Origin of the sequence: Azospirillum brasilense (assembly GCF_001315015.1) — a bacterium.
Taxonomy (GTDB): Bacteria; Pseudomonadota; Alphaproteobacteria; order Azospirillales; family Azospirillaceae; genus Azospirillum; species Azospirillum brasilense.
In genome coordinates, this window is record NZ_CP012914.1 from 941,415 (window position 1) to 956,514 (window position 15,100).

The 15,100-nt window shown below is 67.8% G+C and carries 16 protein-coding genes; 12 read left to right on the forward strand and 4 right to left on the reverse strand.

The window, feature by feature from the left end:
• Positions 1-253: 253 nt before the first annotated feature.
• Positions 254-790 carry a phasin family protein gene (locus AMK58_RS04270; RefSeq protein WP_051140131.1) on the reverse strand — a complete coding sequence of 179 codons (537 nt, stop codon included), beginning with the start codon at positions 788-790 and terminating at the stop codon, positions 254-256.
• Positions 791-1,210: 420 nt separating this feature from the next.
• Here AMK58_RS04270 and AMK58_RS04275 point away from each other — a divergent pair, with 420 nt between their 5' ends.
• Positions 1,211-1,972: a proteasome-type protease gene (locus tag AMK58_RS04275; RefSeq protein ID WP_035672040.1), complete on the forward strand. Its 762-nt coding sequence runs from the start codon at positions 1,211-1,213 to the stop codon at positions 1,970-1,972.
• A gap of 112 nt (positions 1,973-2,084) precedes the next feature.
• On the opposite strand, the gene AMK58_RS04280 is transcribed toward AMK58_RS04275, so the two are convergent.
• Positions 2,085-2,801, reverse strand: a complete 717-nt coding sequence (locus AMK58_RS04280; RefSeq protein WP_236778175.1) for a hypothetical protein — start codon at positions 2,799-2,801, stop codon at positions 2,085-2,087.
• Positions 2,802-3,282: 481 nt separating this feature from the next.
• Between AMK58_RS04280 and AMK58_RS04285 the strand changes: the two genes are divergently transcribed.
• Positions 3,283-4,494 (forward strand): D-alanyl-D-alanine carboxypeptidase family protein, encoded by a 1,212-nt coding sequence (locus AMK58_RS04285; RefSeq protein WP_236778176.1) that lies wholly within the window; start codon positions 3,283-3,285, stop codon positions 4,492-4,494.
• Between the two features lie 78 nt (positions 4,495-4,572).
• Here AMK58_RS04285 and AMK58_RS04290 read toward each other — a convergent pair whose 3' ends face one another.
• Positions 4,573-5,409 carry an ABC transporter substrate-binding protein gene (locus AMK58_RS04290; protein WP_079285105.1) on the reverse strand — a complete coding sequence of 279 codons (837 nt, stop codon included), beginning with the start codon at positions 5,407-5,409 and terminating at the stop codon, positions 4,573-4,575.
• Between the two features lie 112 nt (positions 5,410-5,521).
• Positions 5,522-6,217, reverse strand: a complete 696-nt coding sequence (locus tag AMK58_RS04295; RefSeq protein ID WP_035672043.1) for an ABC transporter permease — start codon at positions 6,215-6,217, stop codon at positions 5,522-5,524.
• 119 nt (positions 6,218-6,336) lie between these two features.
• On the opposite strand from AMK58_RS04295, the gene fdhD reads away from it, so the two are divergent.
• The 10 genes from fdhD to AMK58_RS04345 all read left to right on the forward strand — a co-directional run bounded on the left by fdhD (position 6,337) and on the right by AMK58_RS04345 (position 15,094).
• Positions 6,337-7,218, forward strand: coding sequence for a formate dehydrogenase accessory sulfurtransferase FdhD (fdhD, locus tag AMK58_RS04300; RefSeq protein WP_035672047.1), 882 nt, complete (start codon positions 6,337-6,339; stop codon positions 7,216-7,218).
• Positions 7,208-7,834 (forward strand): molybdenum cofactor guanylyltransferase MobA, encoded by a 627-nt coding sequence (mobA, locus tag AMK58_RS04305; RefSeq protein WP_035672051.1) that lies wholly within the window; start codon positions 7,208-7,210, stop codon positions 7,832-7,834. The genes fdhD and mobA overlap by 11 nt, the downstream gene beginning before the upstream one ends.
• Complete coding sequence (locus tag AMK58_RS04310) at positions 7,831-8,325, forward strand: DUF3305 domain-containing protein (RefSeq protein WP_035672053.1); 495 nt, start codon at positions 7,831-7,833, stop codon at positions 8,323-8,325. Before mobA ends, AMK58_RS04310 begins: the two co-directional genes overlap by 4 nt.
• A 142-nt stretch (positions 8,326-8,467) precedes the next feature.
• Entirely contained in the window at positions 8,468-9,037 is a 570-nt protein-coding gene (locus AMK58_RS04315; protein WP_035672056.1) for a DUF3306 domain-containing protein, read from the forward strand.
• Between the two features lie 290 nt (positions 9,038-9,327).
• On the forward strand, positions 9,328-9,939 hold the full coding sequence (locus tag AMK58_RS04320; protein WP_035672092.1) for a TorD/DmsD family molecular chaperone: 612 nt from the start codon (positions 9,328-9,330) through the stop codon (positions 9,937-9,939).
• A 163-nt stretch (positions 9,940-10,102) separates the two neighbouring features.
• Positions 10,103-10,303 (forward strand): hypothetical protein, encoded by a 201-nt coding sequence (locus AMK58_RS04325; RefSeq protein WP_035672059.1) that lies wholly within the window; start codon positions 10,103-10,105, stop codon positions 10,301-10,303.
• 15 nt (positions 10,304-10,318) lie between these two features.
• Positions 10,319-13,207, forward strand: a complete 2,889-nt coding sequence (locus tag AMK58_RS04330) for a formate dehydrogenase subunit alpha (RefSeq protein ID WP_035672061.1) — start codon at positions 10,319-10,321, stop codon at positions 13,205-13,207.
• A 20-nt stretch (positions 13,208-13,227) separates the two neighbouring features.
• Positions 13,228-13,824, forward strand: a complete 597-nt coding sequence (gene fdh3B / locus AMK58_RS04335) for a formate dehydrogenase FDH3 subunit beta (RefSeq protein ID WP_038529096.1) — start codon at positions 13,228-13,230, stop codon at positions 13,822-13,824.
• Positions 13,821-14,015, forward strand: coding sequence for a hypothetical protein (locus AMK58_RS04340; protein WP_035672067.1), 195 nt, complete (start codon positions 13,821-13,823; stop codon positions 14,013-14,015). The genes fdh3B and AMK58_RS04340 overlap by 4 nt, the downstream gene beginning before the upstream one ends.
• A gap of 32 nt (positions 14,016-14,047) precedes the next feature.
• Positions 14,048-15,094, forward strand: a complete 1,047-nt coding sequence (locus AMK58_RS04345; RefSeq protein ID WP_035672070.1) for a formate dehydrogenase subunit gamma — start codon at positions 14,048-14,050, stop codon at positions 15,092-15,094.
• Positions 15,095-15,100 lie beyond the last annotated feature (6 nt).

Consider the following 15,100-nt stretch of genomic DNA (forward strand, 5'->3'; position numbering starts at 1 on the left):
TTTCATCGGGTTGACCCGCGCCGGACCCACCGATTGGCGACCGCGCGGATGATCCGACCAGCGACCCCGTGGCTTCGGGCGTCAGGTCGATGCTGCAATGCAGCATGACTAAACTTAGGGCAGGGCTCGGCGCCTGTCAACGGGATTTTGTGCACCGCACAAAAACTTTGGCGCGTTCCAGCCGGCCCCTTCACGCGCGAAGCCCGGCCGTCGGTAAAACGGCCGGGCTCCGTGGTTTCGCCGTTGTGGCGGATCAGGCCGCGATCGGCTTGGAGAGCGTGCTGACGGTGACCGACACGCGGTCCTTCAGCGGGGTCAGGGCCGCCGTGGCGACGCGGGTGCCGATGCCCTGGAGGCGGGAGGACTCCGCGACGAAGGCATCGAAGCTGGCCTTCACATACTCGCTCTGGAGATCGACGACCTCCTTCAGCGACTTGGCGGTCAGCAAGGCCTTGCCGGTGGTGACCGACTTGTCGAAGGAGGCCTGGGCGTAGGCGGTCACCTCACGGGTCAGCTCCTCGGCGCCCTGGGTGGCGATGCTGCCGCTCTGGATCAGCGCCTCGACGTTGGCCTTGTTCAAAGCCTGAAGCTCGGAGGAGATCTTCAGGAGCTGGGCGGACAGCTTCTCGACCTGCTCCTTGGTGGCGGAGGCGGTCTGTTCGAACGTCTTCGCGGCCTGCTCCTGGCCGGCCTTGACGAAGCCCTCGACCTGCTCCTTGGCCTGGGCGGCGGCGCTCTCGAACGCCTGGGTGGGGGCGGGGGCCGGCTTGGCCTTCGTCACGGTCGTCATGCCTTGCGTTCCTTCCTTGGTCGAAGCCCGGCGCGCATCAACCCGGACCGGCGGACCGTCCGCCTGCGGGGCGCAGACCGGCTGCGTTGGGGAGGCCCGGACGGCTCCGGGCCCGAAAATGCTGCAGTGCAGCAATGGCTAAACTATGGGCAGATGTCCGTGGAGTCAACAAAGAATCTTGTGCGCCGCACAATATATCAGTTGAGCCCGGTCCCTTTGCTTGGCGGGTACGGCGCAAGCTCCACCGTTCCGCCCAATGGGAAATCCGATCCACTTCGGCTCGACTGGGCGGAGCCTTTACGAAAGCTTTACCGCCAATCCTGCCCAATCATACCCTGCCCGCCGAAGGGACGCGCTTCGGCCAAAGGTCAGACCAACCGCGGCGGAACGTCGCAGCTTTCAGTTCGGGAACGTTCTTTCATGACCTATTGCCTCGGCATCAAGACCCGCGACGGCCTGATCGGCCTGTCGGATGGGCGCATCACCAGCGGCTCGCAGCTGTCGTCCGCGCGCAAGGTGACCATGGTGGGCAGCGGCGGCGACCGCTTCTTCATCTTGAATTCCGGCCTGCGCAGCGTGCGCGACAAGACGCTGGCTTACCTGCGCCGCGACATGTCCCGGCGCCGTGGCGAGACCTACCCGACCATGCTGGACGCGCTGTCGGCCTTCACGGCCTGCCTGCGCCAGGTGGCGGCGGAGGACAAGGAGTCGCTGGAGGCATCCAAGCTGGCCTTCAACCTTCACGCCATCATCGGCGGCCAGCTCGCCGAGGATCGCGAGCCCTACATGTTCCTGGTCTATCCGGAGGGCAACTGGATCGAGGTGGACGAACGCACGCCCTACCTGTCGATCGGCGCCACCGCCTACGGCAAGCCGATTCTGGACCGCGCGCTGTCCTACAACACGGACATGCAGACGGCGCTGAAGATCGCCTACCTGTCCTTCGACAGCACGCGCTTCTCGTCCAACGACGTCGGCTTTCCCATCGACATGGTGACCTTCAACGCCCAGGAGCGGCTGTGGCGCCAGTCGAACTTCGACTACGACGATCTGGTCGAGCAGCGCCTGTGGTGGAACCGGAACATCACCGAACTGGCCCGCCGCATGCCGGACGGTCCGTGGGTGGACACGCTGCTGGCCGCGGGCGCGCGGGCGGATGTCGCTGAGGAAGAGGTGGTCTGAACCTTTGCCCCCACCCTAACCCTCCCCCGATATCGCAGGGGAGGGGACTGTTCTTCCTCCCCTGCGTCAGCGGGGGAGGGCCGGGGTGGGGGCAAGTACCTTGCCATCCCCCCTACTTCCCGGCGAACAGCCAGTTGCCGAAAGGCGCCGTCGGTCCGACCAGCCCGTTGCGGCCGACCTGGACCTCGAACACCACGCCCGCGCTGTCCCGCTGTCCGCCGGTCGGCAGGGTGCGCGGCGCGTCCTGAGGGCGCGGCAGGGCGGGGAAGGGCACGCCGGTCCCCTGGACGCCGCCGTCCAGCTCCTTCAGCGGCCCGTCGAAACGGATGTCGGAGAAGCGGTCGGACGGGTAGGGGTAGGCGTTGAAGAACCAGCTTCCCCGCCGGCAGCCGTTGATCAGCCAGTAGACGCCGTTGGACGGCAGGCGCACCCCGCTCGGCGCCGGCTCGAAGGCGCCGCTCTCGTAGAGGCGCAGGACGAACAGGGCGAACTGGCGCGGCGAGAGCTGGGCCTTGGCCACCGGGCCGCGGGCCACCGCCGCCGGGTCGTCCAGATCGATGCGGGCGAGGTCGGTGGCCTCCAGCACGCGCGCCTCGACCATCGCGCCGCCGGTGCCGCGGTCACCGACGATGTCGTAGGTCCTCACATGCTTCTGGTAGTCGGCGTTGAAGACCAGCCGGTAGCGGTCGGTCTCCCCCTTGGTGCAGGCGGCGCGCAGGTCGTCGCCGTTGAGGTAGCTGACCCAGGTGAGCTTGCGCGCCACCGGGTTGTCGGTGGGCCCGACCGAAGCGCAACCGGCAAGGAGACCCGCCGCAGCCAGTCCCGCCACCCCGGCAAACCTCCCTCTTCGTCCGTCCCGTGGGGCAGCGCGCGGAATCGTCGGGCGTCGCACGGGCGGGCGGGTCATGAGGTGCCTCGCGTCCAGTCGGGAGGGGAAATGGTCCTGCGCTTCCGGGAAGATGGATCGGCGGTCGCGCTCCTTCAACGCGGTTCGCCCCGTACGGGTCCGTGCCTCATCCAATTTCGTCACAGCGCCGCCGAAGAAATCGAAGCGGCAAATTAACGAATTGTCGCTAGACACTGATTTCCATGGAATTTACCATTGCGCCAAACAGCAAGTATTAGCCTTTGGCGGGGGCATCATGAACGTAACGGGCCAGACCGTTCGAAGCCTGCATTTGGCGTTCGCTTGGCGCGGGCGTGAAACGGAGGGGGAACAGGCCACAGAACGTTTGGCGAATGGACGTTCGACTCTGGGAAGTGCCTTCAGCATTACCCCTTTCGTTAGAGGGCTGTGCGGCGCCCTGGCGGTGCTGGCGGTGTCCGTCCTGGCGCCGCTGCCGGCGCTGGCCGCGAAATACGCGGCGATCGTCGTGGACGCGCGCACCGGTGAGGTGCTGCACGAGGAGAACGCGGACACCCTGACCTACCCGGCGTCGCTGACCAAGATGATGACGCTCTACCTGACCTTCGACGCGCTGGACGAGGGGCGGCTGCGGTTGGATCAGGCGCTTCCGGTGTCGGCCTGGGCGGAGGCGCAGTCGCCGACCAAGCTCGGGCTGCGCGCCGGCAAGACGCTGCGGGTGGAGCAGGCGATCCTCGGGTTGGTCACCAAGTCGGCCAACGACGCCTCGGTCGTTCTGGCGGAGGCGCTGGGCGGCAGCGAGGCCAAATTCGCCGAGATGATGACCCGCAAGGCCCGCGAGCTGGGGATGCGCAACACCGTGTTCCGCAACTCCAACGGCCTGCCGAACATGCAGCAGGTGACCACGGCGCGCGACTTCTCCATCCTGTCGCGGGCGATGCTGTCGGACCATTCCCGTTATTACCCCTATTTCAGCCGCCGGGCCTTTGTCTATGGCGGGCGCAGCCTGAACAACCACAACCGGCTGATGTCCCGCTACGAGGGCATGGACGGCATCAAGACCGGCTACACCGTGGCCAGCGGCTTCAACCTTGCGGCGTCGGCGGTGCGCGACGGGCGGCGGCTGGTCGCCGTGGTGCTGGGCGGCAAGTCCGCGGCTTCGCGCGACGCCCGCATGGAGGCGATCCTCGACAAGGCGTTCGACAAGCCGAGTCGCGGCTCCGAGGCGCCGGTCGTCGCCCGTGCCGGTGACGAGGACACGCCGCGCGCTGTCGCCAAGGGCAGGCCGCCGGCCAAGCCGGAAACCATCGCGCAGCTCGCCTCCACCGTCTCCACCCCCGCCGCGGTCCGTCCGCCGGCCCGCGCCCGCGACGAGGACGCCGACACGACGAAAGCCGACGGGTCGAAGTGGGGCGTGCAGGTCGGCGCCTTCTCGACGCGGGAGGCCAGCAAGCGGGCGCTGACCCAGGCGACCAAGCAGGCGCCTTTCCTGCTGCGCGCCGCCAAGCCGGCGGTGACCCCGGTGAAGGCGAACGGCGCCACCGTCTACCGTGCCCGCATGGTCGGGCTGGACGAGGGGACCGCCCGCAAGGTCTGCTCGGAGCTGACCCGCAACGGACACCGTTGCGTTCCGGTGTCGCCGAACGAGAAGCTGTAACCCCGCTTTTTTCCGTCCTATGAAAAAGGCGCAGCCGCGGGGCTGCGCCTTTTTTCGTGCCCGCGGAGCGGTGGACGGTCAGACGCCCGGCTCGTTGGCGTTCGGGAAGAACAGCGAATTGCCGTTGATCGTGTAATCCGCGATGGCCTGCTGGCCCTCGGCGGAGACCAGCCAGTCGACGAAGGCTTGCCCGTCGGCGGCCTTGACGTGGCTGAACTTCGCCGGGTTGACCAGCATCACGCCATACTGGTTGAACAGGCGCTTGTCGCCCTCCACCAGAATGTCGAGGTCGCCGCGGTTCTTGAAGCTGAGCCAAGTGGCGCGGTCGGTCATGGCGTAGCCGCTCACCGCGGCGGCGGTGTTCAACGTGGCGCCCATCCCCTGGCCGATGGCGCGGTACCAGCCGTCACCCGTCGTGGGATCGACGCCGGCGGTCTTCCACAGCGCCTGCTCCGACTTGTGGGTGCCGCTGTCGTCGCCGCGCGACACGAAGGGGGCCTTGGCGGCGGCGATGCCCTTCAGCGCGGCGGACACGTCCTTGCTGCCGCCGACCTTGGCCGGGTCGGCCTTCGGCCCGACGATCACGAAGTCGTTGTACATGACCGGCTTGCGCTCGGTGCTGAAGCCCTCGGCGACGAACTTGTCCTCCGACGGCTTGTGATGGACGAACAGCACGTCGGCGTCGCCGCGCTTGGCGATGTCGATGGCCTGGCCGGTGCCCTTGGCGACCACGCGGACCTCGATCCCGGTCTTTTCGGTGAATTTCGGCAGGATCGACTTGAACAGCCCCGAATCCTCGGTCGAGGTGGTGGAGGCCACGGTGATGAAGCGGTCGGCGGCGGTGGACGGCTGAGCGGAGCCGAGCAGCAGAGCCGCCGCGGCGGCGCATCCCAGCACGAAAGAACGGCGCAGCATCGGACTATCCCTCTCCATGTTTCTGCCCGCCTTGGTTGCGGGCTGTGGCGGCGACTATGGGAAAGTTCGAACGGCTTTGCAAATTTTCCGGAACCGGCGCGTGGGCGGCCGCTCAGGCTCGCCGCGTCTCCCGCACCATGGCGGCGGCGAGGTTCACTGACAGCGACAGCGTCATCAGGATGACTCCGAGGCCGAGCGCCAGCGGCAGGTCGCCCTTGCTGGTCTCCAGCGCGATGGAGGTGGTCATGACGCGGGTCACCCGGTCGATGTTCCCGCCGACGATCATCACCGCCCCGACCTCCGCCGAGGCCCGGCCGAAGCCGGCCAGCACGATGGTCAGCAGGCTCCAGCGCGCCTCCGACAGCAGGGTGACCAGGGTGGTCAGCGGCCCGGTCCCCATCACCCGCAGCAGGTCGCCATACTCCATCAGCAGATCCTCGACGATCTGGCGGGTCAGGGCGGCGACGATGGGCACGATCAGCACGGTCTGGGCCACGATCATCGCGGTCGGGGTGAACAGCAGCCCCAGCACGCCCAGCGGGCCGGAGCGCGACAGGATCAGATAGACGATCAGCCCCACCACCACCGGCGGCAGCCCCATCGCCGTGTTCAGGAACAGGGTCACCGCGCGCCGTCCCGGAAAGCGGAAGGCGGCGACGGCGGCGCCCAGCGGCAGGCCGATCAGGGCCGACAGCAGAACGGCGGTCAGGCTGACGCGCAGTGACAGGCCGACGATCCCCACCAGACCGGGGTCGAAATCGGCGATCAGATGGAAGGCGGTGACGAAGGCCAGACCGAACTCATGCATAAAAGTACTCGTGCATACCAAGCGCTCGCGCGTCAAATCGGGGCCGCATCGCTTCCGTCTTGCGGGAGCCGATCATCCGCCGCTTGCCCCGGCGCGCAATCTTCCCCACTCTTCCGGTCATGGACCTCTCGGAATTCACCATAAGGCCGGACCCGGCGAATCCCAAGCTGACGGAGCGCGTTTCCGGGCTGGATCAGGACGGGCGCCCGGTGGAGGCGTCGGTCACCGTGGAACGGCCGCTGACGCTGTACCTGAACGGGCAGGAGATCGTCACCATGATGACGATCGCCGACTACCCCGACTATCTGGCGGTGGGCTATCTGCTCAACCAGAACATGCTGAAGCGCGACGACCGGATCACCGGCATCGACTACGACGAGGAGATCGACACCGTCGTCGTCCGCACCGAGCGCGCGACGAACTACGAGCAGAAGCTCAAGAAGAAGACGCTGACCTCCGGTTGCGCCCAGGGCACCGCCTTCGGCGACGTGATGGAGACCTTCGAGTCGGTGCGGCTGAACCCCGACGCGCGGCTGAAGACCTCCTGGATCTACGCGCTGTCGAAGAAGATCAACCTGACGCCCAGCCTGTATCTGGAGGCCGGCGCCATCCATGGCTGCGTGCTCTGTCAGGATGACCGCCCGCTGGTCTACATGGAGGACGTCGGGCGGCACAACGCGGTGGACAAGGTGGCGGGCTACATGCACCTGCACGGCGTGCCGGCGCACGACAAGATCTTCTACACGACCGGGCGCCTGACTTCCGAGATGGTCATCAAGACGGTGCAGATGGGCATCCCGATCCTGATCTCCCGCTCCGGCTTCACCGCCTGGGGGGTAGAGCTTGGGCGGCAGGCCAACCTGACCATGGTCGGGCGGGCCAAGGGCAAGCGCTTCCTCGCCCTGGCCGGCACCGACCGGCTGGACTTCGACGCCGACCCGGCCGCGGTCGGGGATGAGGGCGGGCGCCACCAGCGCAAGGGGAGCCGCGATGAGGACTGAGGGCATTGCCGGCGTGCTGCTGGCCGGCGGCCTGTCGCGGCGCATGGGCGGCGGCGACAAGAGCCTGCGCACGCTCGGCGGGCGCAGCATTCTGGAGCGCATCGTCGCCACCGTGCGCCCGCAGGTCGGGCCGCTGGTGCTCAACGCCAACGGCGACCCGGCGCGCTTCGCCGCCTTCGGCCTGCCGGTGGCGGCGGACGTGGTGGAGGGCTTCGCCGGGCCGCTGGCCGGGGTGCTGACCGGGATGGAATGGGCGCGGGCCAACGCGCCGGGCTGCCGCTTGCTGGCCAGCTTCGCCACCGACGCGCCCTTCATTCCCGGCGATCTGGTCGCGCGTCTGGTGGGGGCGGTGGAGCGTGAGGGCGCCGACCTCGCCTGCGCCCGCTCCGACGGGCAGGAGCATCCGGTCTTCGGGCTATGGCGGGTGGACCTCGCCGATGACCTCCGCCGCGCCATGGTGGAGGAGGACATGCGCAAGGTGGACGCCTGGACCGCCCGGTACCGTCTGGCGGTTGCCGACTTCGCCACCGATCCGGTAGACCCCTTCTTCAACACGAACCGCCCCGACGATCTGGCGGAGGCGGAACGGCTGATGGCGGCGGGACTGGTCCGATGAGTGAAGCGCTGAACAGAACCGAGACGATGGCCCTTGGCATCGTGCTGGAGCGCCGCAAGGGCACCAGCGCCTGGGCGGAATGGGCGTGGCGTCCGGTCTCGGTGATTCCCGGCGCACCGCCGCTCGACGGCCCCTGGCGGCTTCTGCGCGAGGGTGAGGGCTGGGCGCACTTCCACGCCGCGACCCTGCCGCTGGAGTTGTTCCGCAGCGACACCGAAGGCTACAAGCTCAACCTGTCGCAGGAGCCGCCGCGCCTCTGGGTCGTGCTGCGCCCGGACGAGACGGGCGAGCCGGGGGGCGTCGTGCCCTTCGTCGTCACCGCCTCCGCGCACGAATGCGAAGCCTATCAGGTGAGCGGCGTGGAGATGGTGGAGACGGTGCCGATGCCGCCGGAGGTCACGGCGCTGGTCCGCGACTTCACCGAGCAGCACCATGTGGATGTCCCCTTCGTGAAGCGCGAGCGCAAGCGGCACTTTCCGAAGCAGGGGTGATGAATTCTTGATGGGGCTCCGGCGCCGCGCCCCCCTCCCGGCCTCCCCCCGCTTCGCAGGGGGAGGAGCTGATTCCCTCCCCTGCGGAGCGGGGGAGGGTTAGGGTGGGGGCAAGGTCCGGCGATCCCCGAGACGCACCGACATGACCGACGAATCCTTCCTCTCCCGCTGGTCCCGCCTGAAGCGGCAGCCCGTCGCTCCCGCCCCGGAGCCGGTGGAGCCTCCGCCTGAGGAACCGACCGCGCAACTCCCGGTGGATGCGACGGCCGAGCCGGCTGAGGCCTCCCCCGAAGCCCCACCGGAATCCGATGACCCGCTGAAGGACCTCCCCCCGGTGGAGGAGCTGACGCTGGAGTCCGACTTCACCCCCTTCCTGCGGGCGGAGGTCCCGGAGGACCTGCACCGGCAGGCGCTGCGCAAGCTGTGGACTTCCGACCCGGTCTTCGCCAACGACGACGGGCTGAAGGACTACGCCGACGACTACGCCAGCCTGTTCACCGGGTCCTCGCCGGTGAAGACGCTCTACCGTGTCGGCAAGGGTTTCCTCGACGCCGCCGAGGAAGCGGCGGAGAAGGCGGAGCAGGCGACCGGCGAGATGGGCGATGCCGATGAAGACGGGAAAGAAATTGTGGCGCTTCCCGAAGGTCCGGAGCCCGAGCAGCCCCCCTCTGCTTCGCCGGAACCGGGTATCGATATGATAAAAAGAGCATAGCGATAGTCCAGCCCAAGTCGCGGTAAGCACACTTCTGAGTCAACCTTTGTTGACAAACACCGCGAATCTGCCCTTTAATAGCCCCATCCTGAACGTTAAGCTCCTGATATGGCGAGGCTTTTCGCAGGTGCAATATGAGGTTGTCGGTCCAGGGCGTCTCGGGCGCCGGCCCATGACGCCGTGAGCCTGCAACGGGCGAGCCAATGCGCCGCCGTTGTCGCGACGGGTGGGGCCGGGTGCCGGAGTTTTGCCGATCTGGTCCTTTCGTCGTGTCGGGAGGGATGAACGCCGTGTCCGTGACCGGTGAACACGATCCGTCGGCCCTGCCGCCGGAAGAGATGCAGCGGGCGCAGCTCTACGCGCTGCTGGCGCATCTGCTTGCCCGCCCGCCCGGCGGGGAATTCCTGGCCGCTCTGTCGACACTGGACGGCGACGCGAGCCCCCTCGGGCAGGCGCTGCGCGGTCTGGCCGAGGCCGCCCGCGGCACGGACGCCGCCGCGGTGGAAGAGGAGTTCAACACCCTCTTCATCGGCGTCGGCGGCGGCATCCTGTCCCCCTACGGGTCCTACTATCTCACGGGTTTCCTTCACGAAAAGCCGCTGGCCGAGCTGCGCGGCGACATGGCGCTGCTGGGCATCGCCCGCGCCGACGAGGTCAAGGAACCCGAAGACCACATCGCCGCCCTGGCCGAAATGATGGCGGGTCTGATCACCGGCGCTTTCGACGCCCCGGCCGATCTGGAGGCGCAGCGCCGCTTCTTCGACCGCCACATCGGCTCCTGGGCCGGCCGGTTCTTCACCGATCTGGAATCCACGCCGTCCGCCGCCTTCTACCGCGCGGTGGGCACGCTGGGTCACCGGTATCTGGAGGTCGAGGGCAAGGCCTTCGACATGGCGGCGTGACGGGGCGGCCCGACCGCACACCGGCACCGCCGCCGAACAGACACCAAAACAACGAGACCGGTCCACGACAAGGCCGGTCCGGAAACGCTCAAAACAAGGCCCGGAAACCGGGCGTCCCATCGGTCTTCAGTCTCGGGGAAGCCGCGAAGAATAGGGTGAAGCTATGACGGACAAGAAGGAAAAGACCACGCTGGCGCGGCGCGACCTGTTCCGCGCGGCTGGATTGGGCGTCGGCGCGCTGGGTGCCGCCGCCGTGGGCGCCATGACGGGGGCGGAGCCGGTGCAGGCCGCCGAGCCCGCTCCCGCCCAGGGCTACCGCGAGACCGACCACGTCCGGACGGTCTACGAACTGAGCCGCTTCTAAGAAGGACCGCCGCACATGCTGACAAAGAAGAAGGCGGCTGCTTCCGGCGGCCGTTCGCTGGCGAAGATGGTTTCCGGCCTGACCGGTAACACCGTCGACCGTCGTTCGTTCCTCCGCACCTCGGGCATCGCCGCGGGTGGCGCCGCCATCGCCGCCACCATGCCCTTTGGCATGGTGAAGAAGGCCGAGGCGGTGACCGCCACCCCCGCCGCGGGCGCGCCGGTCAAGCTGGTCAAGAACGTCTGCACCCACTGCTCGGTCGGCTGCACGGTCACCGCCGAGGTGCAGAACGGCGTGTGGATCGGCCAGGAGCCGAGCTTCGACAGCCCGATCAACCTGGGCGCCCACTGCGCCAAGGGTGCGGCGGTGCGCGAGCACGCCCACGGCGATCGCCGCCTGCGCTACCCGATGAAGATGGTGGACGGCAAGTGGACCCGGATCTCCTGGGACCAGGCCATCCAGGAGGTCGGCGACAAGCTGCTGGCGATCCGCGAGAAGTCCGGCCCGGATTCGGTCTTCTGGCTCGGCTCGGCCAAGCACAGCAACGAGCAGGCCTACCTGATCCGCAAGTTCGCCGCCTTCTGGGGCACGAACAACGTCGACCATCAGGCCCGCATCTGCCATTCCACCACCGTCGCCGGCGTGGCGAACGTGTGGGGCTATGGCGCCATGACGAACTCGTACAACGACATCCAGAAGTCGCGCGCGATGTTCTTCATCGGCTCCAACGCCGCGGAGGCCCACCCGGTCTCCATGCTCCACGTCCTGAAGGGCAAGGAGCAGAACAACGCCCCGCTGATCGTCGCCGATCCGCGCTTCACCCGCACCGCGGCCAAGGCCGACGAGTACATCCGCTTCCGCCCCGGCACCGACGTCGGCCTGATCTGGGGCATCCTCTGGCACATCTTCGAGAATGGCTGGGAGGACAAGGAGTACATCGCCAAGCGCGTCTACGGCATGGACGAGATCCGCGCCGAGGTCGCCAAGTGGACTCCGGAAGAGGTCGAGAAGGTCACCGGCGTTCCGGGCTCGCAGCTGAAGCGCGTCGCCCGCACGCTGGCCTCCAACCGTCCGGGCACGCTCGTCTGGTGCATGGGCGGCACGCAGCACCACATCGGCAACAACAACACCCGCGCTTACTGCGTGCTCCAGCTCGCTCTGGGCAACGTCGGCGTGACGGGCGGCGGCACCAACATCTTCCGCGGCCACGACAACGTGCAGGGCGCCACCGACTTCGGCGTCACCTCGGACTCGCTGCCCGGCTACTATGGTCTGGCGGAGGGCGCGTGGCGCCACTGGGCGCGCGTCTGGGACGTCCCGTATGAGGAGGTCCTGGCCCGCTTCAAGGACAAGAAGCTGATGGAGGCCACCGGCATCCCGGTGTCCCGCTGGTTCGATGGCGTCCTGGAAGCCAAGGAGAACATGGACCAGCCCGAGAGCATCAAGGGCATGGTCTTCTGGGGTCACGCGCCGAACAGCCAGGTCCGCCTTCCGGACATGAAGAAGGCGATGGAGAAGCTGGAGCTGCTCGTCGTCGTCGATCCGTTCCCGACGATGACCGCCGTCCTGTCCGACCGCAAGGACAACTTCTACCTGCTGCCCGCCGCCACCCAGTTCGAGACCGTCGGGTCGCGCACCGCGTCCAACCGCTCGGTCCAGTGGTGCGACAAGATCATGGAGCCGCTCTTCGAGGCGAAGACGGACCATGAGATCATGTACCTGTTCGCCAAGAAGTTCGGCTTCGCCGAGCCGATGTTCAAGAACATCAAGCTCCACGGCAACGAGCCGGACATCGAGGACACGACGCGGGAGTGGAACCGCGGCATGTGGTCGGTCGGCTACACCGGCCAGTCGCCGGAGCGGCTGAAGCTGCACATGCAGCATCAGGCGACCTTCGACAAGACCACGCTGCGCGCCAACGGCGGCCCGTGCGACGGCGACTATTACGGCCTGCCGTGGCCCTGCTGGGGCACGCCGGAGATGAAGCATCCGGGCACCGCCAACCTCTACGACACCTCCCTGCCGGTTGCCGAGGGCGGCGGCGCCTTCCGCGCGCGCTTCGGCGTGGAGCGCAACGGCGTGACGCTGCTCGCCGAGGGCTCCTACCCGGTCGGGTCGGAGATCAAGGACGGCTACCCGGAAGTCACCTACGCCATGCTCGACAAGCTGGGCTGGACCGGGGAGCTGACCGAGGCCGAGATGGCCGTCATCAAGAAGATCGGCGGCGAGAAGATCGGCGCGGTGTCCTGGACCACCGACCTGTCGGGCGGCATCCAGCGCGTGGCGATCAAGCACGGCCTGAACCCGCCGGGCAACGCCAAGGCCCGCTGCGTCGCCTGGAACTTCCCGGACCCGGTGCCGGTGCACCGCGAACCGCTCTACACGCCGCGCCGCGATCTGGTCGCCGAATACCCGACCTACAAGGACACCAAGTCCTGGCGCCTGCCGACGCTCTACAAGTCCATCCAGGACCGCGACGTGTCGAAGGAGTACCCGATCATCCTCACCTCCGGCCGTCTGGTCGAGTATGAGGGCGGCGGCGACGAGACCCGGTCGAACCCCTGGCTGGCCGAGCTGCAGCAGGACATGTTCGTCGAGATCAACCCGTTCGATGCCAACAACGCCGGCATCAAGGACGGCCAGATGGTCTGGGTCGAGGGTGCGGAAAAGGGCAAGGTGAAGGTCAAGGCCATGCTGACCGAGCGTGTAGGCCGCGGCGTCGCCTTCATGCCGTTCCACTTCGGCGGCCATTACCAGGGCCAGGATCTGCGCGCCAAGTACCCGCAGGGCGCCGACCCGATCGTGCTGGGCGAGGCGGCGAACACCGCCACGACCTACGGCTACGATTCGGTCACGCAGATGCAGGAAACCAAGACCACCCTCTGCCGGATCTCGGCGGCCTGAGACGCTAGGAGTTCATCACCATGGCCCGCATGAAATTCCTCTGCGACGCGGACCGCTGCATCGAATGCAACGCCTGCGTCACCGCCTGCAAGAACGAGCACGAGGTGCCCTGGGGCATCAACCGCCGCCGCGTCGTCACCATCAACGACGGCAAGCCGGGTGAGCGGTCGATCTCGGTCGCCTGCATGCATTGCTCCGACGCGCCCTGCAAGGCCGTCTGCCCGGTCGACTGCTTCTACCAGACCGAGCAGGGCGTGGTCCTGCACAACAAGGACCTGTGCATCGGCTGCGGCTACTGCTTCTACGCCTGCCCGTTCGGCGCCCCGCAGTACCCGCAGGCCGGCAACTTCGGCACCCGCGGCAAGATGGACAAGTGCACCTTCTGCGCCGGCGGTCCGGAGGCCGACAACACGGACGCGGAGTACCGGAAGTACGGCCGCAACCGTCTGGCCGAAGGCAAGCTGCCGCTCTGTGCCGAGATGTGCTCGACCAAGGCCCTGCTGGCCGGCGACGGCGACAAGGTGTCGGACATCTACCGCGAGCGCGTGGTCGCCCGCGGCTTCGGGTCCGGCGCCTGGGGCTGGGGCACCGCCTATCAGATGAAGGCGGGGTCGTGACCGTGATCCGCCGCACCGTCTGTGCGATGGCGCTCCTTCTCGTCACCCCGCTTCTGGCGGGGTGCAACGAGGAGGAGCAGGCGCGCCCGATCCATCTGGAGAAGGGCGCCTACCGCGGCGCTGCGGACACGCATCTGTCCGCGGATCAGGTCCAGGCGCTCCAGCAGCGCTCGGCCGGCCAGCGTTTCTGATTGGCGCGGTTCTCAAGGGAAGGGCTGACGCAATGACGTCGAATCATTCCAAGGGCGGGGTCGGCAGGACGCTGCACATCGTTCTGCTGGGCGTTGCCATGCTGGCGCTGACGCTGGTCATGGCCAGCGTCTCCTCCGCTTCGGCGGCGGAGGCGTTCCCGCCGGTCGCCAGCCAGCCGGCCGACGGCACCTCCAAGACCGACATGTGGCGCGGGGTCCGCTCGGGCGAGCAGGGCTATGTCTCCATTCCCAACAAGAGCGCCGGCGTGCTGGTGCAGTCGGAAGGGGAGCTGTGGCGCTCGGTCCGCAACGGCCCGCTGTCCACCTACGGCGGCTGGGTGCTGGGCGGCATGCTGGGCCTGCTGGTGCTGTTCTTCCTGGTGCGCGGGCGCATCCGGATCGACGGCCAGAAGACCGGCCGGACCATCCAGCGCTTCAACGCCTTCGAGCGGGGCGTGCACTGGCTGACCGCCGGCAGCTTCGTCATCCTGGCCTTCACCGGGCTGAACGTGCTGTACGGGCGCTACACCGTGCTGCCGCTGCTGGGGCCGGAGGCGTTCGCCACGATGACCCAGTACGGCAAGTTCGCGCACAATTACCTGGGCTTCGCCTTCATGCTGGGCATCCTCCTCATCTTCGTGATGTGGGTGAAGCACAACATCCCGGAGCGCAACGACATCACCTGGGCGCTGAAGGCCGGCGGCCTGTTCAGCAAGGGCGTGCATCCGGCGGCGAAGAAGTTCAACGCCGGCCAGAAGGTGATCTTCTGGGCAACGGTGCTGGGCGGCGCGGCGCTGGGCTTCACGGGCGTGCAACTCCTGTGGCCCTTCTCCTTCGCCTCGATGGCCGACATGCAGCTCTATCAGCTGATCCACGCCGCGGTGGCGGTGGTGCTGACCGCGGTCATCATCGCCCACATCTACATCGGCTCGGTCGGCATGGAAGGCGCCTTCGACGCAATGGGCACGGGCGACGTCGAACTCCAGTGGGCGCGCGAGCACCATTCGCTGTGGGTTCAGGAGGTGACGGGCGAGACTCCGCGTTCGCACCACGGCCGCCACCGCGCGCCCGCCGAGTGAGGACAC

Coding starts and splice junctions, on each gene's coding strand:
- fdh3B (WP_038529096.1), top strand. CDS start 13,228: ATGGCCCGCATGAAATTCCTCTGCGACGCGGACCGCTGCATCGAATGC.
- AMK58_RS04315 (WP_035672056.1), top strand. CDS start 8,468: ATGACCGACGAATCCTTCCTCTCCCGCTGGTCCCGCCTGAAGCGGCAG.
- AMK58_RS04310 (WP_035672053.1), top strand. CDS start 7,831: ATGAGTGAAGCGCTGAACAGAACCGAGACGATGGCCCTTGGCATCGTG.
- fdhD (WP_035672047.1), top strand. CDS start 6,337: ATGGACCTCTCGGAATTCACCATAAGGCCGGACCCGGCGAATCCCAAG.
- AMK58_RS04275 (WP_035672040.1), top strand. CDS start 1,211: ATGACCTATTGCCTCGGCATCAAGACCCGCGACGGCCTGATCGGCCTG.
- mobA (WP_035672051.1), top strand. CDS start 7,208: ATGAGGACTGAGGGCATTGCCGGCGTGCTGCTGGCCGGCGGCCTGTCG.
- AMK58_RS04270 (WP_051140131.1), bottom strand. CDS start 790: ATGACGACCGTGACGAAGGCCAAGCCGGCCCCCGCCCCCACCCAGGCG.
- AMK58_RS04325 (WP_035672059.1), top strand. CDS start 10,103: ATGACGGACAAGAAGGAAAAGACCACGCTGGCGCGGCGCGACCTGTTC.
- AMK58_RS04330 (WP_035672061.1), top strand. CDS start 10,319: ATGCTGACAAAGAAGAAGGCGGCTGCTTCCGGCGGCCGTTCGCTGGCG.
- AMK58_RS04295 (WP_035672043.1), bottom strand. CDS start 6,217: ATGCATGAGTTCGGTCTGGCCTTCGTCACCGCCTTCCATCTGATCGCC.
- AMK58_RS04345 (WP_035672070.1), top strand. CDS start 14,048: ATGACGTCGAATCATTCCAAGGGCGGGGTCGGCAGGACGCTGCACATC.
- AMK58_RS04290 (WP_079285105.1), bottom strand. CDS start 5,409: ATGCTGCGCCGTTCTTTCGTGCTGGGATGCGCCGCCGCGGCGGCTCTG.